Origin of the sequence: Methylomonas sp. ZR1 (assembly GCF_013141865.1) — a bacterium.
Lineage (GTDB): Bacteria > Pseudomonadota > Gammaproteobacteria > Methylococcales > Methylomonadaceae > Methylomonas.
In genome coordinates this window covers 4177918-4197398 of sequence record NZ_RCST01000001.1, presented here as the reverse complement: position 1 = coordinate 4197398, position 19481 = coordinate 4177918, and the positions used below count along the sequence as shown (strand labels likewise).

General features: G+C 51.8%; 17 protein-coding genes. 13 read left to right on the top strand and 4 right to left on the bottom strand.

The features are described 5' to 3' along the window. Positions 1 to 136: 136 nt before the first annotated feature. Entirely contained in the window at positions 137 to 1453 is a 1317-nt protein-coding gene (dnaA, locus tag DDY07_RS19105; protein ID WP_171697041.1) for a chromosomal replication initiator protein DnaA, read from the bottom strand. A gap of 121 nt (positions 1454 to 1574) precedes the next feature. Between dnaA and gmk the strand changes: the two genes are divergently transcribed. The 13 genes from gmk (at position 1575) to DDY07_RS19040 (ending at position 16912) form a co-directional block, all read left to right on the top strand. Then, positions 1575 to 2189 (top strand): guanylate kinase, encoded by a 615-nt coding sequence (gene gmk / locus DDY07_RS19100; protein WP_171697040.1) that lies wholly within the window; start codon positions 1575 to 1577, stop codon positions 2187 to 2189. Between the two features lie 17 nt (positions 2190 to 2206). Continuing rightward, positions 2207 to 2647: a hypothetical protein gene (locus DDY07_RS19095; RefSeq protein ID WP_033157632.1), complete on the top strand. Its 441-nt coding sequence runs from the start codon at positions 2207 to 2209 to the stop codon at positions 2645 to 2647. 146 nt (positions 2648 to 2793) lie between these two features. Further along, on the top strand, positions 2794 to 4074 hold the full coding sequence (gene hemL / locus DDY07_RS19090) for a glutamate-1-semialdehyde 2,1-aminomutase (protein WP_171697039.1): 1281 nt from the start codon (positions 2794 to 2796) through the stop codon (positions 4072 to 4074). 47 nt (positions 4075 to 4121) lie between these two features. Next, positions 4122 to 4508 carry a lysozyme inhibitor LprI family protein gene (locus DDY07_RS19085; RefSeq protein WP_171697038.1) on the top strand — a complete coding sequence of 129 codons (387 nt, stop codon included), beginning with the start codon at positions 4122 to 4124 and terminating at the stop codon, positions 4506 to 4508. 203 nt (positions 4509 to 4711) lie between these two features. Next, positions 4712 to 4984: a type II toxin-antitoxin system Phd/YefM family antitoxin gene (locus tag DDY07_RS19080; protein WP_171697037.1), complete on the top strand. Its 273-nt coding sequence runs from the start codon at positions 4712 to 4714 to the stop codon at positions 4982 to 4984. Then, positions 4965 to 5234 carry a Txe/YoeB family addiction module toxin gene (locus tag DDY07_RS19075; RefSeq protein ID WP_171697036.1) on the top strand — a complete coding sequence of 90 codons (270 nt, stop codon included), beginning with the start codon at positions 4965 to 4967 and terminating at the stop codon, positions 5232 to 5234. The genes DDY07_RS19080 and DDY07_RS19075 overlap by 20 nt, the downstream gene beginning before the upstream one ends. 187 nt (positions 5235 to 5421) lie before the next feature. Beyond that, on the top strand, positions 5422 to 6069 hold the full coding sequence (locus DDY07_RS19070) for a hypothetical protein (protein ID WP_171697035.1): 648 nt from the start codon (positions 5422 to 5424) through the stop codon (positions 6067 to 6069). Between the two features lie 31 nt (positions 6070 to 6100). Beyond that, positions 6101 to 7444: a DNA recombination protein RmuC gene (locus DDY07_RS19065; RefSeq protein WP_253734541.1), complete on the top strand. Its 1344-nt coding sequence runs from the start codon at positions 6101 to 6103 to the stop codon at positions 7442 to 7444. A 474-nt stretch (positions 7445 to 7918) separates the two neighbouring features. Then, positions 7919 to 9274, top strand: coding sequence for an ATP-binding protein (locus DDY07_RS19060; protein ID WP_171697034.1), 1356 nt, complete (start codon positions 7919 to 7921; stop codon positions 9272 to 9274). Then, positions 9219 to 11654, top strand: coding sequence for a tetratricopeptide repeat protein (locus DDY07_RS19055; RefSeq protein WP_171697033.1), 2436 nt, complete (start codon positions 9219 to 9221; stop codon positions 11652 to 11654). Before DDY07_RS19060 ends, DDY07_RS19055 begins: the two co-directional genes overlap by 56 nt. Before the next feature lie 109 nt (positions 11655 to 11763). Continuing rightward, positions 11764 to 12690 (top strand): hypothetical protein, encoded by a 927-nt coding sequence (locus tag DDY07_RS19050; protein WP_171697032.1) that lies wholly within the window; start codon positions 11764 to 11766, stop codon positions 12688 to 12690. Between the two features lie 41 nt (positions 12691 to 12731). After that, positions 12732 to 13799, top strand: a complete 1068-nt coding sequence (locus DDY07_RS19045; RefSeq protein WP_171697031.1) for an efflux RND transporter periplasmic adaptor subunit — start codon at positions 12732 to 12734, stop codon at positions 13797 to 13799. Beyond that, entirely contained in the window at positions 13796 to 16912 is a 3117-nt protein-coding gene (locus DDY07_RS19040) for an efflux RND transporter permease subunit (RefSeq protein WP_171697030.1), read from the top strand. Before DDY07_RS19045 ends, DDY07_RS19040 begins: the two co-directional genes overlap by 4 nt. A gap of 240 nt (positions 16913 to 17152) precedes the next feature. On the opposite strand, the gene DDY07_RS19035 is transcribed toward DDY07_RS19040, so the two are convergent. The 3 genes from DDY07_RS19035 to ubiA form a co-directional block, all read right to left on the bottom strand. Further along, the gene (locus DDY07_RS19035) at positions 17153 to 17800 is read right to left on the bottom strand and encodes a glutathione S-transferase family protein (protein ID WP_171697029.1); all 648 of its coding nucleotides are present in this window, start codon (positions 17798 to 17800) and stop codon (positions 17153 to 17155) included. Positions 17801 to 18064: 264 nt separating this feature from the next. After that, entirely contained in the window at positions 18065 to 18514 is a 450-nt protein-coding gene (locus tag DDY07_RS19030; protein ID WP_171697028.1) for a nucleoside deaminase, read from the bottom strand. An 87-nt stretch (positions 18515 to 18601) separates the two neighbouring features. Beyond that, positions 18602 to 19465, bottom strand: coding sequence for a 4-hydroxybenzoate octaprenyltransferase (ubiA, locus tag DDY07_RS19025; protein ID WP_171697027.1), 864 nt, complete (start codon positions 19463 to 19465; stop codon positions 18602 to 18604). Positions 19466 to 19481: the final 16 nt, after the last annotated feature.

Below are 19481 nucleotides of genomic sequence, written 5' to 3'. Positions count from 1 at the left end.
CAGGTTTTATCTAATTTAAATCAAAATCTTAGCATGTATCAAACATTGTTGTCGGATACCGTTATAGCTTGTATGGGGTTTGTGGATAAGCTGGATAGGCTATTTCCGGCACACTTTATCCACAACTTAAGCGCAATTAATGCGATAAGGTTCTCAACAGGTTTTTGTAATCTTCCGCCATCTTCACATCGTCATCTTTCAACTCAGCCACCCGCTTGCAGGCGTTGATGACTGTCGTGTGATCGCGTCCGCCAAACGCATCACCAATTTCCGGATAACTGTGAGAGGTCAACTCTCTAGCCAAACACATAGCCACCTGTCGTGGCCGAGTGATGGATTGTTTGCGATTTTTTGAGGATAAATCAGCCACCCTAATCTTGAAATATTCGGCCACGGTCTTTTGAATGTTATCGATACTGATCAACTTGTCTTGCAAGCTGATCAAATCGTGCAACGCTTCCTTGGTAAATTCCAGAGTGATGTCGCGGCCGGTAAATTGCGAGTTGGCTACCACCCGCCGTAACGCACCTTCCAAATCTCTAACATTGGAAGGTATGCGTTTAGCAATGAAAAAGGCAATGTCTTGATCCAGATCCACACCGACTTGCATGGCCTTTTTAATCAAGATAGCGGCACGGGTTTCCAGATCCGGCGGTTCGATAGCCACTGGCAAACCCCAACCGAAGCGCGATTTCAAACGATCTTCCAAACCATCGATTTCTTTCGGATATTTATCGCAGGTCAAAACCACCTGATGTTTGTTATCCAGCAGATTGTTAAAGGTGTGGAAAAACTCTTCTTGTGAGCGCTCCTTACCCGCCAGAAACTGGATGTCGTCCATCAATAAAATATCAATGCTGCGGTAGTACTCTTTAAATTGGTTGATGCTGTTTTGTTGCAGCGCCTTGACCATGTCCTGCACAAACTTCTCGGAATGCAGATAAACAATATTGGCGTCGGGTTTTTTCAACAACACCGCGTTGCCTATGGCATGCATCAAGTGGGTTTTACCCAAACCGGAACTGCCGTAGATAAACAGCGGGTTGTAAACTTTGCCGATATTGTCGGAAACTGTTACCGAAGCAGCTCTGGCCAATTGGTTGGATTTACCCTCCACAAAGCTCTCGAAAGTGAAAGCTTTGTTTAAAAAATTGGGTTGATTCTTCTTTTGCGTCGGACTCTTGCTGAGTGCCGGTGCTTTGATAGCCGGCGATTTTTTACTGCCTATTTCAAACTGCACCGCCAAGGTCGCATTGGAAAACTCGTTGACGGCGTCTTCGATGATCGCGAAAAAATGTTGTTTGATGTGGTCGATAATAAACCGGTTGGGAGCAAGCAATTTTAACTGGCTGTCGGTTTCCACTGCTTGCAGCGGCCTGATCCAGGTGCTGAAATCGGTACTGGGAATTTCATGTTCAAGCTTGGCCAGGCAGTTGTTCCAAATCACACTCATCGGCATTCAAGAAGGGGCTTAGAAAGGCCTTGCATGATACCACAGTGACCGCTTAGGGCTTGACTCTATGGACGTTATCAGAAAAGAATGACGGCCGCATGGATTACCCTCATTACTACACATGATTTCGGGCAAACTTTATATTATTTCCGCACCGTCCGGGGCAGGCAAAACCAGTCTTGTTAAACAACTGATTGCCGAGATGGACGATCTGGCTGTGTCGGTATCACACACGACGCGGGCGATGCGCAGCGGCGAACAGGATGGTGTCGATTATTTTTTCGTCTCGGTCGAGACTTTTAAAGCCATGATCGAGCGGCAATCCTTTTTAGAGCATGCACAAGTGTTCGACAACTTTTATGGCACCGCACAACAGACCGTAGAAGATAATCTGGCTAAAGGGCTGGATGTGATCTTGGAAATTGATTGGCAAGGCGCCCAGCAGGTCAGAAGGATGTTGCCGGAAAGCCTGTCGATCTTCATCCTGCCGCCGTCTATCGAGGTATTGAGCCAGCGTTTGCAAAACCGCGGCCAGGATAATCCGGAGGTGATTGCCCGGCGCATGAGCGATGCGGTGACGGAAATGAGCCATTATCCGGAGTACGATTATTTGATCGTTAACGACGATTTCAGTCTGGCTTTGCAGCAACTAAAAAGCATCGTGACCGCAAACCGCTTAACCCAAAATCAACAACAAAAAACCTTGGCAACATTGCTGCAAGATTTACTTAACTAATAGAACTAACAACACTTATGAAAACTAGAAAAACGTCTTATCTGTTTGCCACGCTGATTGTTTCGGCGTTGACCCTTGCCGGCTGCTCCAGCGATGAAGCGGAAACACCCAAAGCCAGTGCCCCGTCTGCAAGTAAAAAAGCTGTCCATCGCGTGGATAGCGGCGAAGCGACCGAACCTGAGAAACGCCAATTCGAAAAAGAGTTTTCGGCCAAATGCGTCGCGCGGGAACTGAAAAATTCGAATAACAAAGACGTCGACGAAAAACGCTTCCAAGAAAGCTGTGACTGTATCGCCGAACACATCATGAAAGATCTATCGGAAATTGATGCCGAGAAATATCTGGAAGACCACGAAGACACCCACACCTTGCAGATCAAATTCGATGCTGCGGCGTATTTCTGTTTGCAAAACAAACCGCAGCCCAAAGGGCCGCATTTGTTTGGCAAACCACAATAAGATCGTAGGTTGGGTTTGCCCGAAAGGGCATAAAAGGCGTTAGCCGTAACCCAACACGTCGGCCTCATATGTTGGGTTACCCGCTATCGAGCTTTTGTGTTTGAAGGGTAACCCAACCTACCGTTTTACCCAATCTATCATTCCCCATGACACTATCTTCCGAATTATTTTCTAAAGCCAAACAATACATTCCCGGCGGCGTCAACTCGCCGGTGCGTTCCTTCAGCGGTGTTGGCGGCACGCCGGTATATTTCGACCGCGCGGCCGGCGCTTACGTTTACGACAGCGAAGGTAAGCGCTACATCGATTATGTCGGTTCCTGGGGGCCAATGATTTTGGGGCATGCGCATCCGGCCGTGATCGAAGCCGTTAAGCACAGCGCCGAAAAAGGCTTGAGCTTCGGTGCCCCCACCGCGATAGAAACGCTGATGGCGCAAACAGTCTGCAAACTGTTGCCGTCCATAGAAATGGTGCGCATGGTCAGCTCCGGCACCGAAGCCACCATGAGCGCATTGCGCCTGGCGCGCGGTTATACCGGCCGCGACAAGATCGTTAAATTCGAAGGCTGCTACCACGGCCATTCTGATTCCTTGTTGGTCAAAGCCGGTTCCGGTGCGTTGACCTTTGGTGTACCCAGTTCACCCGGCGTGCCGGCCTCCGTCGCTGCCGACACCCTAACCCTGACTTACAATGACAGCGATGCGGTGCGCAGCACCTTCGCCGAATTTGGCGACAAAATCGCCTGCATCATCGTCGAACCGGTAGCCGGCAACATGAACTGCATTCCGCCCGAGCCGGGATTTCTGCAAACTTTGCGCGAGGTTTGCGATCAATACGGCAGCGTGTTGATTTTTGATGAAGTAATGACCGGCTTCCGCGTTGGTTTGCAAGGCGCGCAAGGCCTGTACGGCGTTAAACCGGATTTGACCACACTGGGTAAAATCATCGGCGGCGGCCTGCCGGTCGGCGCTTTCGGCGGCAGCCGCAAGATTATGGAATATCTGGCGCCGCTGGGTCCGGTTTATCAAGCCGGCACTTTGTCCGGCTGCCCGGTGGCGATGGCCGCTGGCTTGAAAACCCTGGAACTGATCAACCAGCCCGGCTTCTACGAGGCTTTGACCGCCCAAACCGCAAAATTATTGGCCGGCCTACAAACCGCTGCCGATCAGGCCGGCATCGCCTTCACTACCAACCAAGTCGGCGGCATGTTCGGTTTGTTCTTTAGCAATGAAAAATCGGTCAGCCGTTTTTCCCAGGTTATGGCTTGCGATGTAAATCGCTTTAAGCAATTTTTCCATGCGATGTTGGATAAAGGTGTGTACCTAGCGCCGTCGGCTTTTGAAGCTGGTTTTGTGTCTGCTGCGCATTCGGATCAGGATTTGCAGGCGACGGTGGATGCGGCAGCTGAGGTTTTTAACGGGTTGTGAGGTTGAGCAGAGTCAGCATGCAGAACCTTTTAATTTTGTTAGGCTAAATGGCAATACCCACTCTATTATTGGTTGTTCTGTTTGCTGGAACAGCCAGCGCAGCTAGCCTTCCAACTGATGTCGAAGGTTCGTTTCAGTGTAACTATGAAGGGAATCAGCAAGAAATGAATGCGTGTGCTTTGCGTGATTACAAGATGGCAGACGTTACTTTGAATAAGGTATACAAAGCTACCATATCCAAGTTGACTCTCGAGAAGCAAAAGGTACTTCGTCAGCAGCAACGATTTTGGCTTAAGGATCGGGATCCGCATTGCAAAGAAGAAGTAAAACAATCCGAAGGTGGTTCCATATGGCAGTTGGACTATTTCAGTTGTCTGAAAACAGCAACGGAACTCCGAACCAAAACTCTGGAAAACTGGACATCCAACCGGTGAGTCCGCTCCAGTTGGCGAAGCATAATCGGAGGCATGAAAGCCTTCCATTCGTGCGGTTACGCTCCGCTAACCGCACCTACCAAATCTTGTTTTTACAGTCTGACGCAGAGAATAGCAGAGTGGCTAGCATCGTTCATAACCGTAGCCCAATAACGACTTTCATCCTATAATGGTACGGAACTTCCGTACAGGAGAAAGCCATTATGGAAACCGTCAGCGTCAATCAATTTCGGGACAATTTAAAAAGCTACGTCGAGCAAGTGGTCGATAATCACGAGCCGCTGAAAGTCACGCGCCGAGCTGGAGAAGCGTTTGTGGTTATCAGCGCCGACGATTGGGAACGGGAGCAGGAAACGCTTTATGTGCTGCAAAACGCCAACCTGATGGCACAAATCGCTGCTTCCGCCGCCACACACACTCAACAGCAAGGCTACCGACCAAGCGAAGAGCAATTCATTGAGATCGCTGGCATTTGAAGGTAACACTTGGGTTGTCTACGAAGCGCTGAGAGACAAAGACAAAGTTTTACACAAAGCGCTTTGCAAACTGTTCAAGGAAATGCTGCGCGGTGATCCCGCAACTGGTTTGGGCAAACCGGAACCCTTACGTCACAATCTTTCCGGACTTTGGTCCAAGCGAATTTCGCATAAAGACCGGCTGATTTATAAGTTCGACGATAACTGCATTTATATTTTTGCTATCGGCGGACATTACGACCAACATTGAAAGTCAGTATCTGAGCGTCGCCATCGCTCGGCGGTACAATTTTGATTTTCGCCATTCCCACCCGCTAATCCCAAGCCTACAATCTCTCCTGATAACTCAAAGCAGGCTTTCCCAGCTTTGAAAACCAACGATTTGTGCTCTCTGGCCAAATCGTATATTCCGTGTCTAACTGATTTGGACGAAATAGATGAATAAACAGCCAACCCACTTGCCAACTCCAAAGAAACAGGGTTATAGCCTAATCCTGATTAACTCAGCCAAGTATAAGATTTCTGGTCGGATACTACTTTACGTTGCTTGTCTACTTGTCGGGTTTTCCAATATAAGCCACGCCGATTTTGTTACCCATCCGCTAACCGACGCACCGTCTCCAAAGCCATCGGAACCGGCAACACCGGCCGCGCCGGAAACCACTGATACCGGCCAGCCTAACCAGGCCGAGATTGACTTTAACGAGCAGTTTGGCGAAAAGAAACTGGGTACCTGCAGCATGACCTACAAGATGGAGGGCTTTTCGCTGGCTTATAAGCAATACGACGGTACTGGCGAAATCACCTGCCGTAATGGCCAAAAGGCAGCGGTAAAGCTGTCCTCAAAAAGCATAGGTTTTACGATTGGCTATTCGGTTATTGAAGGCGAAGGCCATTTCACCGATGTGAAATATATCAGCGAAATTTTTGGCGATTACATTTCGCTGGGTAATCACTTTGGGATTAAAAACTCGGTGGATAGGCAAGTATTGACCCGTGGCGAAATTTCCCTGGTGTTGATGGGTAAAGGCAAGGGCTTTGACATTGGTTTTACGATTGGGGATTTGTCGATCAAGCCGCGGTAAACCGTCTGCTTGATTTATTAAGAGGATTTCGATGGAAACAGAAATAGGGATGGCACTGGCGGCAATACCGTTGGCGGCTTTGCTTGGTTACCTGACTTGCGCCTGGCTGAGCGGTAAGCGGCAGCGCGAATTGCAAAGTCAGTTAGAGCATCAGCAACAGCAAGTCCAGCAACAAGCCGTTAAATTGGCCGTGGCGGAAGAGCGGGTTTTGCTGTTGGCGCAAAAAGAATCCGAGTTGCAGTTGCTACAGCAACAATTGTTGGAGTTGAAAACCGAAAACGCGGATCTCAACGCGCGTCAGCAAGAACAACACAAAAGCAACGCCGAGAAAATCCGCCTACTGCAAGATGCGGAAAATCAGTTAAAAACCCAGTTCGAGAATCTGGCGCATAAGATCTTCGAAGAACGCGGCAAGCAATTTACCGAACACAATAAAGTCAGTATCGAAAGTTTGGTTGCACCACTTAAGCAACAACTCGGTGAATTCAAAAGCCGCGTCGAAAGCGTTTACGATAACGAAACCAAAGACCGCATTTCCTTACGCGAGGAAATCGTCTCGCTACGCCGCGATACCGCGAAGATGAATCAGGACGCGCTGAACCTAACTCGCGCCTTGAAAGGCGATCATAAAACCCAGGGTAATTGGGGGGAGATGATCCTAGAAAAAGTCTTGGAACAATCCGGTTTACGCAAAGGTATCGAATACGAAACCCAAGGCGCGTTTCGCGATGAAGACAACCGCCTGTTCAAACCGGATGTCATCGTCCGCTTACCGGAAAACAAGGATGTCATCATCGATTCCAAAGTTTCATTGGTGGCCTACGAGCGCTATTGCTCGGCGGAAGACGATAACCAACGCATCGAAGCCCTGAAACAACACACCGAAGCGGTCAGAAATCACATCAAAGGTTTAAGCAATAAAGACTATTCCAGTTTGAAAGGTTTACGTTCACTGGATTTTGTATTGCTGTTCATGCCCATCGAAGCCGCCTTTATGGCAGCGTTCCAGGCCGACGAAAAATTATTCAACGATGCTTTCGAACACAAAATCGTCGTCGTCACCCCGACTACCTTGTTGGCAACTTTGCGCACCGTGCAAAACATCTGGCGTTACGAACAACAAAACGAAAACGCCCGCTTGATCGCTGATAAAGCCGGCAGCCTGTACGACAAGATCAGAGGTTTTGTCGAAGACATTGAAAAACTGGGTAACCAACTCAGCACGGTACAAAAAACCTACGACGGCATCGTCAACAAGCTCAGTAGCGGTAGCGGTAATTTGCTGCGTCAGGCCGGCGCATTAGAAGAATTGGGAGTGAAAGTTAAGAAGAAGTTGCCTAAAAGCCTAACCGAACAAATGTCATCGGAGGATTGATGTTTCCGTGATCTGAAATACTCAGGTCCAATTATCGTAGTAATAATAACTTTATATATATCTTTAGATTGTTATTACTACTAAGGCGGAAAAATCTGTGGAAAACACTGTTTATATGAATTTATTCATAGCCTTATTAAAAATTAACGCTGTTATACAGCGGCGTTTTAGCTTGTTTACAGTCTGGGGATAACTAGAATCCGGGTTTTTACAGACAACTTATCCACAAACTCCTAGCTGTTCGACCAACAAGTTTTCAACAGAAACCGTGTTTTTTGGCAGGCTTTTTCCGGCGATACTTGCAACAGCTCAATAGATAGGGGTAGCACTACAAGCGCCATCTCTTAACATCGCCCGTTGAAATACACTTATCCGGACACTATCTCCGGGTAGACTCAAGAAAACCATGTAGCGTGCTAACATGACTAAAATTTCCAAAAGCGGAATGTTTACTGAATTAGGCTAGAGATACTCATGGTCAACCCGGCAGAATTACGCCCCAAAATAAAAGCTTGTCTCAATGCACTGGATGCCACCCGACCGGTGGTATTCGGCAAGCATCCCTTGATTGCGGACGGCGTCAGCGAAGACCTTTACGTAGAAGGTTTACACGGGCCTGATCGGCCTCTGGTTAGGGTGTTGGCTGATCGCATAGATTTCGACGAAGGCGGCGGCACTTACTTATTTTCCGGTAACCGTGGCACCGGAAAAACCACCGAATTGATGCGTCTGGCGGAAATGCTGCGCGAGCAGGGCTGCGAAGTGTTTTATGTCGATATGGCCGAATACCTGAATTTAACCATGGCCGTGGAAATCACCGATTTTCTGATTAGCATGCTCGGCGGCTTATCGGAAAAAATCGAAGAACGCTACGGCCACGATCCCGCCAACATCGGCTTTTTCGAACGGGTTTGGAATTTTCTGCAAAGCGAAGTCAAAATCGAGGAACTTGGTTTGGAAGCCGGCGAGGATCTCAAAGCCAGCTTGAAAATGTCGCTGCGGGAAAACCCCACCTTCAAGAAAAAGCTCCAGGAAGGCACCCGCGGTCACGTCGCCAGATTGGTTCAAGAAGCGCGTAAATTCGTCGAAAACGTTGTGGCTGTCGCCCGCCGGAAAGCCGGTCAGCCGGATAAAAAAGTAGTGTTACTGTTGGATTCGGTGGAACGCTTGCGCGGGGTCGGCGACAGCGAAGACATAGGTAAAGTGTTCAAGAGCGTGGAAACCATTTTTTCCGGGCATGCCGACAAATTGCGTTTTCCGCCGTTGTATTTGGTTTGCACCATTCCACCGTATTTGACGGCCTTGGCCGGTAGCCTGGGGGCTTTGTATTCCGGCGGCAAAATCTATATGCTGCCCAGCGTGCATGTTTACGAAAGCCGTCCGCAAGACGGCGCTGCGCCGGTACCTTCCGAAACCGGCCTGAATGCGATGGTGGATATTGTCGGCCGGCGTTTTCCTGAATGGAGCACATTTTTTACCAGGGAGCAATTGCTACGTTTAGCCGCCAACTCCGGTGGCGATTTACGCGATTTTTTCCGGTTGGTGGGTTTATGCATCACCGAAGCGCTGTATCAGGAATCGCTACCGCTACCCGATACGGTATTAGCCAGCGCGGAAAGCGCCTTGCGTAACGATATGCCGCTGGCTCGCGACGACAAACAGGTGTTGGCGCGGGTGTTGGAAAAGCACGACCGGCAATTGGAAAGCCTGGACAAACTCCCGGACTTTGCCCGTCTGACCGAAGGCAAATACATCCTCAACTACCGCAACGGCGATGACTGGTTTGACGTGCATCCCCTGTTGCGCGACATCGTTGCCAAAGGTGATTGACACCGATTATCAAACCGAGCTGGACAGCATTTGGCGTAAGCTGCGCCCGCATCTGGAATGGGCGCGCGGCTTTGCGTTGGCGGTGTTGTTTAGTCGGCATCCCGCGCCGGTCCAGGCTTTGAAACAGCGCCTGCAAGACTTGCTGAGTATCAATACCCTGCCGTTACGGCAATTTGTTTTACAACATCCCGAACAACTGGACGCCACCTTGGCGGCGATACTCGCTGCCCGGCCTCTGGGCGACAAGCGCCCGCCCTTGTGGTTGGAGTTAAGGCTGGATGGCGATAGCCAGCGCCGGGCGGTCTGGCAATTGCTGGCCCGCCTTAACGAAAGACGCTTCTTATTGGAGCGCGACGTTGCCTGCCCGCTGATAGTGCTGCTGCCGGCCGAGTTTCGTATCGATGTGCCTAGCATGCTGCCGGATTTATGGAGTATTCGCAGTTATACCGCCGATTTACCGACGCCAGAACCTATAGTACTGGCCGGTTGCCCGGAGAATTTACCTGCTCCGGCCGGCTTGGCAGCCAGCCGGGAATTGTCAGCCGCTGAACTGGAATGGCGGCGCTTGTGGGAACACACTACCGACAAACAGCGGCTGTCGGCGGATGCGGCTTTCGCCGCGCTCGACGCGGCTATTGAGAGAACGGATTATGCCGCCGCCGGGCAAGTTGTCGAGCAAATATCGCCGGTGTTGCGGCGGTTGGCTAATAAACCTGATGCACCCGATGCCGTGCGTAATTTCAGCATAATTCTGGATTACACCGGCGATATAGGCCAAGCCCTGGGCCGCCTGGAAGCCGCGCGGGCGGCCTATGCCGAAAGCCTGAGTTTGTGCCGGCAACTGCGGGAGGTGCTGGGCGACAGTCCGCAAGTGCTGCGCGATTTGAGTGTGTCGCTGGATAACGTCGGCGAAGTGGATAATGCCCTGGGCCGTCTGGAAGCCGCGCGGGCGGCCTATGCCGAAAGCTTGGGCTTGCGCCGGCAACTACGGGGGGCGCTGGGCGACAGTCCGCAAGCGCTGCGCGGTTTGAGTATATCGCTGAACAACATCGGCGATGTGGATAAGGCTCTGGGTCGCTTGGAAGCCGCGCGGGCGGCCTATGCCGAAAGCCTGAGCTTGCGCCGGCAACTGCGGGAGGCGCTGGGCGACAGTCCGCAAGCGCTACGCGATTTGAGTGTGTCGCTGAACAAAGTCGGCGCGGTGGATCAAATCCTGGGCCGCCTGGAAGCCGCGCGGGCGGCCTATGCCGAAAGCTTGGGCTTGCGCCGGCAACTACGGGAGGCGCTGGGCGACAGTCCGCAAGCGCTACGCGATTTGAGTATATCGCTGGATAACGTCGGCGATGTGGATAATGCCCTGGGCCGCCTGGAACAGGCGCGGGCAGCCTATGCCGAAAGCCTGAGCTTGCGCCGGCAACTGCGGGAGGTGCTGGGCGACAGTCCGCAAGCGCTACGCGATTTGAGTGTGTCGCTGAACAAAGTCGGCGCGGTGGCTCAAATCCTGGGTCGCCTGGAAGAAGCGCGGGCGGCCTATGCCGAAAGCCTGAGCTTGCGCCGGCAACTGCGGGAGGTGCTGGGCGACAGTCCGCAAGCGCTACGCGATTTGAGTATATCGCTGGATAACGTCGGCAATGTGGAAAATGCCCTGGGCCGCCTGGAAGAGGCGCGGGCGGCTTATGCCGAAAGTCTGGGCTTGCGCCGGCAACTGCGGGAGGCGCTGGGCGACAGTCCGCAAGCGCTGCGCGATTTGAGTGTGTCGCTGGATAACGTCGGCAATCTGGAAAATGCCCTGAGCCGCCTGGAAGCCGCGAGGGCGGCCTATATCGAGAGCCTGGGCTTGCGCCGGCAACTGCGGGAAGCGCTGGGCGACAGTCCGCAAGCGCTGCGCGATTTGAGTGTGTCGCTGGATAACGTCGGCAATGTGGAAAATGCCCTGAGCCGTCTGGAAGAAGCGCGGGTGGCCTATGCCGAAAGCTTGGGCTTGCGCCGACAACTGCGGGAGGCGCTGGGCGACAGTCCGCAAGCGCTGCGCGACTTGAGTATTTCGCTGGACAACATCGGCGATGTGGGTAAAGCCCTGGGCCGCCCAGAAGAAGCGCGAGCGGCCTATGCCGAAAGCCTGAGCTTGCGCCGGCAACTGCGGGAGGCGCTGGGCGATAGTCCGCAAGCGCTAAGTGATTTGAATGTTTCGCTGAACAATGTCGGCATGGTGGAGCAAGTCCTCGGACGTTTGCCCCAGGCCATAGGTTGTTTTAAGGAAAGTAAGGAGTTAGCGGCGAAATTGGCTGAAGCTTTTCCCAATGTTCCGCAATACGCCAACGATCTGGCCTGGGTAAGCGCCCGTCTGAAAGCCCTGGATAGCGGCGATCAGCTAGACTAAGCTGCAAACGCAGTATGCCGCCTTTGCCAAGTTTGTGATGCCGATGATAGGTGGTAGCATGCGGCGAGTTGAATTGCCTTGTATCCAAAGCCCAGCGGAGGCCGCTTCTATGAATCCAATCAATCCGGACGCTTTCAGTCAGCTACATATCGACATCGCCCGCAATTCCACCGACGATTTCAATCTGTTCCACGATAGCCGGAAGTGGCAGAACATTAACGGCAATCCGTTTAATGGCCCGATTACCTTGGGGTTTCAGCTAGAGTCCTTGATCGAAGGCAAGATCGCCGACTATCGCCGGCAACATGACGAAGAAAAATTGCTGGCCGAACATAGCTTGAACTTCAGCAACTACCAGTTTGCCTTTGCCAATGCCATTAAGCCGAACCAGGCGATTGAAGTGGATATTAAAGAATCGGTATTTAAAAAAGAACCGTCGCCAAGCTTGAGCAATCGGATTATCGTCAAGGCCGACGGCAAACTGGCCCTGACCGGCTATAAAAAAGAAACCGCCGAACCGCTGTTTTTAGATCAGCCGGATTTGTCTCGGGTCGGCGAATTAAAAATCCAGCCTGACCGTTGTTTTTTGAGCAATGGTTTTTTTCTCAAACGCAAGTTCATGATGACCAGCAATGCCAAGAATTTTTTGTGTGCATCGCTACGTGATCAAACCCAGTATTTCGACGAGCTACAGGATAAGGTGATTTTCCCGGAGATGTTTCCGTGCGCATTGCTGTCCAGTGCCTTACTGGAAAAGGCCTTGAAATGGCTGCACGATTTCGAGCGTAACCCCATGGTCTATACTTCGCACAAAATTTCCATCGACAGACGTTGTTTGTCGCAGCTTAAAAGTAACGACGCGGTGCATATTTTGATCAAACCCGCAGCGGATTGTGCCGCGCACGATTTCGGCGATTTGAACGCCACACCCTTGGATTACGAATGTTACGGCCTAGTCAACAATCATAACGCCTTGTTGTTTAGAGCATTGATTTCGCTGGTGCCGCTGGAGTTAATCCGCAAGGCCATGGCATAAATAACTCTGGATGCAGCTAGTGCCATTTTTTAGGGGATAAGATGAAATATTTGTTGTTGACGTTGCCGCTATTGCTGGCCGCTTGCGAAAAACCAGCGCCCACAGCATCAGCGCCCAGACCGGCTTTAGTGGTGACAGTAGGCGAACAAACCACAGCCGCTCCTATCATATTGATAGGCGAAATTCGCTCCCGCTACGAAAGTGCTCAAGGTTTTCGCATCAACGGCAAAATTATCGAACGCAATGTCGATACAGGCGCAGTGGTGACTAAGGGTCAGCTGTTGGCCAAACTGGATAGTATGGATACCGGTTTATCCACCCAAGCGGCGCAGGCGGAAGTCCGGGCGGCGGAAGCCGATTTGGCCTTGGCCCAAGCTGAGCTGGACAGACAACGCCAATTACACGCCAGCAAATTCATTTCCAACCAGGCTTTGGATATTCAGGAAGCGCAATTCAAGGCGGCGGCGGCCAGGGTAAAGCAAACCCGCGCGCAAGCGGCGGTAACCGGCAATCAGTCGCGCTACACGCAGTTACTGGCGGAGCGGGATGGCGTGGTTACCCGCATTCAGGCCGAACCGGGCCAAGTGGTTGCCGCCGGCGAGCCTATTGTTCGTGTTGCCGTGCCGGAGAATAAGGAAGTTGAAATAGCCGTTCCCGAGTCGCGCATGCTGGGCATCGCTGTCGATGTGCCGGCGGAAATCAGATTGTGGGCCAACCCCACTACCGTATATCAAGGTAAAGTCCGGGAAGTGGCACCGGCGGCCGATAATCTCACACGTACTTTTCAAGTACGTGTGGTTTTCCTGGATGCCGACGATTCGGTGCGTTTGGGCATGACGGCCGGCGTCCGTTTTTATCATCAGGACACCAAGGATTTTTTATTACCCACCACAGCGCTTACTCAGCGCGATGGTCAATCCGTCGTCTGGGTGGTGAATCCGGCGAACGGTGAAGTTCAGCCTAGAACCGTTCAGGCCGGCGCGTTTCGCGAAGATGGTGTGTTGATTGCCGGCGGTATCCAAAAAGGCGAACAAGTAGTAGTGGCGGGGGTGCAAACTTTGATACCCGGCCAGAAAGTCCGGGCAACGCCGCTGCGGAGCCAACCATGAAATCGGGCTTCAATCTCTCCGAGTGGGCTTTGCGGCACCCGGCATTGGTGTTATATGCCATGTTGATGCTGACCTTGGTAGGCATGCTTTCGTATACCAGGCTGGGCCAGTCTGAAGATCCGCCGTTCACTTTCAAAGTGATGGTTATCCGCACCGGTTGGCCCGGTGCCAGCGCGCAGGAAGTGGAACAACAAGTCACCGATAAACTGGAGAAAAAGCTCCAGGAAGTACCCTGGCTGGATAATTTACGCAGCTATTCCAGGCCGGGCGAATCCTTAATTTTTCTGTCGGCCAAGGACTCCACACCCGCGGCGCAAGTCCCGGACATTTTTTATCAGGTTCGTAAAAAAATCGGCGATATTGCTTACACCCTGCCGGCCGGTGTTGAAGGGCCGACGTTCAACGATGAGTTTGGGGATGTATACGGAAACTTGTATGCCTTGACCGGCGACGGCTACGACTATGCGGAACTGAAGCGTCACGCGGAAACGTTGCGCGCCGAACTGCTCAGAGTGAACGATGTCGCCAAGGTTGACTTTTTCGGCGAGCAGAAACAACGCATTTACGTCGAATTGTCCAATGCCAAATTAGCGACCATCGGCATCGACGTTGCCACCTTGCTCCGCACCTTGCAAGCGCAAAATCTGGTGACGGGCAGCGGTAGTTTCGATTCTGAAAACGAGCATATTCGGATTGCGGTAACCGGTCGTTACGATAGATTGGAAGAACTGCGGGATGTACGTTTTCGCGCCAATAACAACGAATTTCGGTTGGGCGATGTCGCCAAAGTCAGCCGCGGCTTTGAAGATCCCCCCAAGGACCGGGTGCGTTATAAAGGTCATGACGCGCTGTTGATTGGCGTGGCGATGCGTGCTGGCGGCGATATCATCAAGCTGGGCCGCGATTTGGACCAGGCCGTGGTAACTACCCAAGCCCAATTGCCGGTGGGTTTGGAATTGCATACTGTGTCTTCGCAGCCGAAAGCGGTGCAGCGCTCGGTTAACGAGTTTGCCAAATCGCTGACCGAAGCGGTCGTCATAGTGCTGGGCGTTAGCTTGCTGTCGTTGGGTTTACGCACCGGCATCGTGGTCGCGATCACGATTCCGGTGGTGTTGGCAGTCACTTTTTGGCTGATGCATCTGTTTGGCGTTGGTTTGCACAAAATTTCTCTGGGTGCGTTGATTTTGGCTTTGGGTTTGTTGGTGGACGATGCCATTATTGCCGTGGAAATGATGGCGTCTAAGATGGAACAGGGTTGGGATAGAACCCGTGCTGCCGCATTTGCCTATACATCCACCGCGATGCCGATGCTGAGCGGCACATTGGTAACCGCGGCCGGCTTTTTGCCGATTGCCACGGCGGCGTCTTCTACCGGCGAATACACCCGCTCGATCTTTCAAGTGGTGGTTATCGCCTTGTTGGTCTCCTGGTTCGCGGCGGTAGTGTTTGTACCGTATTTGGGCCATCGCTTATTGCCTGACTTGAGCAAGGGACAAGAGCAAGCGTCGAGCTGGGCGCGGATTTGGGCCAAATTGCGGAACAAACCACATGCCGAACAGCCCAAGAACCACGCCCACGAGCTATATCAAACGCCGTTTTATCTGCGCTTCCGAAAACTGGTGGCTGCTTGCGTTATCCACCGCTGGCTGGTGATTGTTTTAACCATAGCCATGTTTATTACCGCGATCTTCGGTTTTAAGTTTGTTCAGCAACAGTTTTTTCCGGATTCCACTCGGCCGGAGTTAATTGTCGACTTGCGCTTGGCGGAAGGTGTGTCGTATGCCGCTACTGAAGCCGATGTGAAAAAACTGGAGGCCTGGCTGGATGACCAAAGCGGCATCGATAATTACGTGGCTTATGTCGGCAACGGCAGTCCGCGTTTTTATTTACCTTTGGATCAGCAATTACCGCAACGCAGCTTTGCGCAGTTTGTGGTGTTGACCAATGGCCCAGCGGAACGAGAACAACTGCGCGATAAACTCATACATTTGTTCGAACAGGATTTTCCGGATATGCGCGGCAGCGTATTACGTTTGGAGAACGGCCCGCCGGTAGGTTTTCCCGTGCAATTCAGAGTCTCCGGGCCGGATTTATCAACGCTACGCACGATTGCCCGCCAGGTGGCGGATGTGATGCGCGCCAACCCTTATCCGTCCAACGTGCAGTTGGATTGGGAAGAACCGGTGAAAGTCGTGCGCGTGAATGTTGACCAATCGAAAGCCAGACTGCTGGGGATTAGCTCCAGTGATATTGCCAATATTGTCAACGGTGCGCTACAAGGCTTGTATGTGACCGAATTTCGTGAAGGCATCGAGCGCATCGACTTATTGGTGCGTGGCGCCGAAATCGAACGTAAGCATTTATCGCGTCTGCAAAATTTGATGATACCTATCCCCGGCGGACGCAGTGTGCCCCTGTCGCAAGTCGCGGAACTGGAATACGGTTTTGAGGAAGGTTTGATTTGGCGGCGTAATCGCATTCCTACCGTCACGGTGCGCGCGAATTTGTATGGCAATATGCAGGCGCCGATGGTGTCGGCTCAGATAGAAGAACAACTGGTCGACATAAAGCGGCAATTACCGCCCGGCTACCGCCTGGAGACCGGCGGCGCGGTGGAAGAATCGGCCAAAGGCGGCGATTCGGTCGCGGCCGGTATGCCTTTGTTCTTTCTAACGGTATTGACTGTGCTGATGATTCAGTTGCAAAGCTTTTCGCGGATGGCCTTGGTGTTATTAACAGCGCCGCTGGGACTAATCGGCGTGACCTTGTTTTTGTTGATTTTTCAACAACCGTTCGGTTTTGTGGCGATGTTGGGTACCATCGCACTTTCCGGCATGATCATGCGCAACTCGGTAATTCTGGTCGATCAAATCGATCAGGATAAGCAGGCCGGGCGTTCGGATTTTGATGCGATTGTCGATTCGACGGTGCGCCGGTTTCGCCCCATCGTATTAACGGCGGCGGCGGCAATATTGGCTATGATTCCCCTCACCCACAGCGCGTTTTTCGGCCCGATGGCGGTGGCGATTATGGGAGGTTTGACCGTCGCGACTGCGTTGACGCTACTGTTTTTGCCGGCTTTATATGCAGCTTGGTTCAGAATCACTGTTTAATTTTTAAGGTTTAGAAACCGGTGTTTTCGGGTGGGTGAAATTCAGGTTTCGAATGCCCCGGTATGAACTGGAGAAAAGCATTACAGGAACGACCGATTAATGGCTGGTCAATGAGTTGATGTTTCCAGTTGTCTTTTACATATGCACTGGCATATCGGCAAAACTCAGTTTTGAAAATATCGATCATTTCAGTAGAGCAGTGACCATTTTATTTTGGTTATAAGCAACGTTGTAAACCGCTTATTCAAACGCGGTGATTACCTCGCTTTCCAACTTGCCGGCTTCCATCCAGGCGCTTACAGCCGGGCAAGCCAGCACCCAGTCCACATAGGCCTGAGCCTCTTTATTGGTTGCCAGTTGATAGCTGTGAAATCGCAAGGCGACGGGGGCGAACATCGCATCGACTATCGTAAAACGGCCGAATAACCACGGACCGTCGTGGCGGTGCAGTTGCCGGTAGTGTTGCCAAATTTCACCGATACGTTCGATGTCCGGATGCACCGCTTCCGGCAAGGGTTTGGCTGAGGGTGTTCGCTTGCAATTCATCCCGCAATAGGTTCGTAGCGCCGTAAATCCGGAATGCATTTCGGCAGCCAAGGAGCGGGCCGCAGCGCGTTCGGCAAAATCCTCCGGCCAGCCTTGGGTTTGCGGAAAGCGTTCCGCCAGATATTCCAATATTGCCAGCGAATCCCAAACCTTAAGCTCAGCATCCAGCAAAACCGGTACTTTACCGGTCGGCGAGTATTGCAGCAGTTTGTCTTTCGAATCCTCTCGATACAGCGGGATGCGGATTTCCGTGAAGTCGATGTCGTGATATTTCAAAAACAACCAAGGCCGTAACGACCAAGATGAGTAATTTTTGTTACCGATGACTAAGGACAGACTCATAAACGAAAACTCCTTTGCAGATTATGGATCGAGAATTTATTAAATCGGATATCGTCGTCCCAGAGAATGTGTGAACCCAGGGAAATGAGAAGTCCTGTTCCACTCTCGAAGGCTTGACAGCGAAGAACGCCTTTAGGTATCAGCGCATCATTCTCGCCGTTTTATAATAAATAACCGCATAGAGCAATGCCATTTTGTAAGGGATTTTTAGTTGGGTTCTACGGCTGTGCTATTCAACGGATAGAATCAGCGGCAAATCTCGGTTTAACAACAGTCCTCACCGATGTCTTCAAACCAAATCTTTGGCGATTGAGCAATAAAACGGCTCATCAACTCGATGCAGACGGGGTCGTTCAATTCCACAATCTTGACGCCGGCTTCTTTTAGCCAGTCCAGATGCCCGGAAAAGTTGCTTGATTCGCCGACAACCACCGTGCCGATATTGAATTGCCGAATCAATCCCGAGCAATACCAGCACGGTGCCAAGGTGGTGACCAAAATTTTGTCGCGGTAACTGGTCTGCCGGCCGGCATTGCGGAAGGCATCGGTTTCGCCGTGCACGGACGGATCGTTATCTTGCACGCGGCGGTTGCGGCCCCGGCCCAGCAAGCTGCCATCAGCATCGAACAAGGCCGCGCCGACCGGCACGCCGCCTTCGTCAAAACCGGCTTTTGCTTCGGCAAACGCCACGGCGAGCATCTCCTGATAGTTCATCGCAACTCCTAAAATCAATTGGGGTATGTTTGAAAATCCGTTCTACAAAGGCTGGGTAGATTTTCCAAACCTAAGCGCCTCGATCCGCTATTGCCAGTAAGCCAACACAATGCCAACAAACACTGCCAGACCGAACCAGTTATTGTTCAAAAACGCCTTGAAACAACTGGGTTTATCGAAATGAAAAATCAATTTTTGCTGGTAAACCGCCAGACCGCTGGCGACCAACAAGCCGGCGTAATAGGGCCAACTGAGCTGTTGCATCGTGCCCACTGTAAGCAACAAGCCGATAATCACAACTTGTAGACCAGCGGTAATTTCCCGCACCCGTTTGCCGAACAAAATGGCCGTCGATTTCACGCCGATTTTCAAATCGTCGTCAATGTCCACCATGGCGTACATGGTGTCGTACACCAGCGCCCAGAGCAGCACCGCTAAATATAAAATCCAGCCCACCAAGGGGATTTCGTTGATTTGCGCGGCAAACGCCATCGGCACAGCAAACCCAAACGCCGCGCCCAGGTAAGCCTGGGGCAAATGGGTAAAGCGCTTCATGAACGGATAACTGGCCGCCAGAAACGCGCCGATGAAGGACAAGCCAATCGTGTACCCATTCAGCAGCAGCACCAAACCGAACGCGGTCAGACACAATACCGCAAATACAATCAAAGCTTCCTTCGGGCTAACCTTGCCGGCTGCGATAGGCCGTAGCTTGCAACGATCCACATGCGGATCGAAATCCTTGTCGGCGTAATCGTTAATCACGCAACCCGCCGCTCGCATCAACACCACGCCCGCGACGAACACGGTCAGCACCAAACCGTCCGGCCTACCGTCACCGGCAATCCACAAGGCCCATAATGTCGGCCACAGCAAAATGAAAATGCCGATGGGTTTATCAAAGCGGGCCAGTAGCCAGTATTGGTGGAGGCGGTCTTTTAGGTTAATCATTCGAAAAGCAATTCTT

Excerpts from the sequence above, each read along its gene's own strand:
- DDY07_RS19055 (WP_171697033.1), top strand. The coding sequence starts at position 9,219 with ATGACTGGTTTGACGTGCATCCCCTGTTGCGCGACATCGTTGCCAAAG.
- hemL (WP_171697039.1), top strand. The coding sequence starts at position 2,794 with ATGACACTATCTTCCGAATTATTTTCTAAAGCCAAACAATACATTCCC.
- DDY07_RS19060 (WP_171697034.1), top strand. The coding sequence starts at position 7,919 with ATGGTCAACCCGGCAGAATTACGCCCCAAAATAAAAGCTTGTCTCAAT.
- ubiA (WP_171697027.1), bottom strand. The coding sequence starts at position 19,465 with ATGATTAACCTAAAAGACCGCCTCCACCAATACTGGCTACTGGCCCGC.
- DDY07_RS19050 (WP_171697032.1), top strand. The coding sequence starts at position 11,764 with ATGAATCCAATCAATCCGGACGCTTTCAGTCAGCTACATATCGACATC.
- DDY07_RS19065 (WP_253734541.1), top strand. The coding sequence starts at position 6,101 with ATGGAAACAGAAATAGGGATGGCACTGGCGGCAATACCGTTGGCGGCT.
- DDY07_RS19040 (WP_171697030.1), top strand. The coding sequence starts at position 13,796 with ATGAAATCGGGCTTCAATCTCTCCGAGTGGGCTTTGCGGCACCCGGCA.
- gmk (WP_171697040.1), top strand. The coding sequence starts at position 1,575 with ATGATTTCGGGCAAACTTTATATTATTTCCGCACCGTCCGGGGCAGGC.
- DDY07_RS19070 (WP_171697035.1), top strand. The coding sequence starts at position 5,422 with ATGAATAAACAGCCAACCCACTTGCCAACTCCAAAGAAACAGGGTTAT.
- DDY07_RS19085 (WP_171697038.1), top strand. The coding sequence starts at position 4,122 with ATGGCAATACCCACTCTATTATTGGTTGTTCTGTTTGCTGGAACAGCC.
- DDY07_RS19035 (WP_171697029.1), bottom strand. The coding sequence starts at position 17,800 with ATGAGTCTGTCCTTAGTCATCGGTAACAAAAATTACTCATCTTGGTCG.
- DDY07_RS19030 (WP_171697028.1), bottom strand. The coding sequence starts at position 18,514 with ATGAACTATCAGGAGATGCTCGCCGTGGCGTTTGCCGAAGCAAAAGCC.
- DDY07_RS19045 (WP_171697031.1), top strand. The coding sequence starts at position 12,732 with ATGAAATATTTGTTGTTGACGTTGCCGCTATTGCTGGCCGCTTGCGAA.
- DDY07_RS19080 (WP_171697037.1), top strand. The coding sequence starts at position 4,712 with ATGGAAACCGTCAGCGTCAATCAATTTCGGGACAATTTAAAAAGCTAC.
- DDY07_RS19095 (WP_033157632.1), top strand. The coding sequence starts at position 2,207 with ATGAAAACTAGAAAAACGTCTTATCTGTTTGCCACGCTGATTGTTTCG.
- dnaA (WP_171697041.1), bottom strand. The coding sequence starts at position 1,453 with ATGAGTGTGATTTGGAACAACTGCCTGGCCAAGCTTGAACATGAAATT.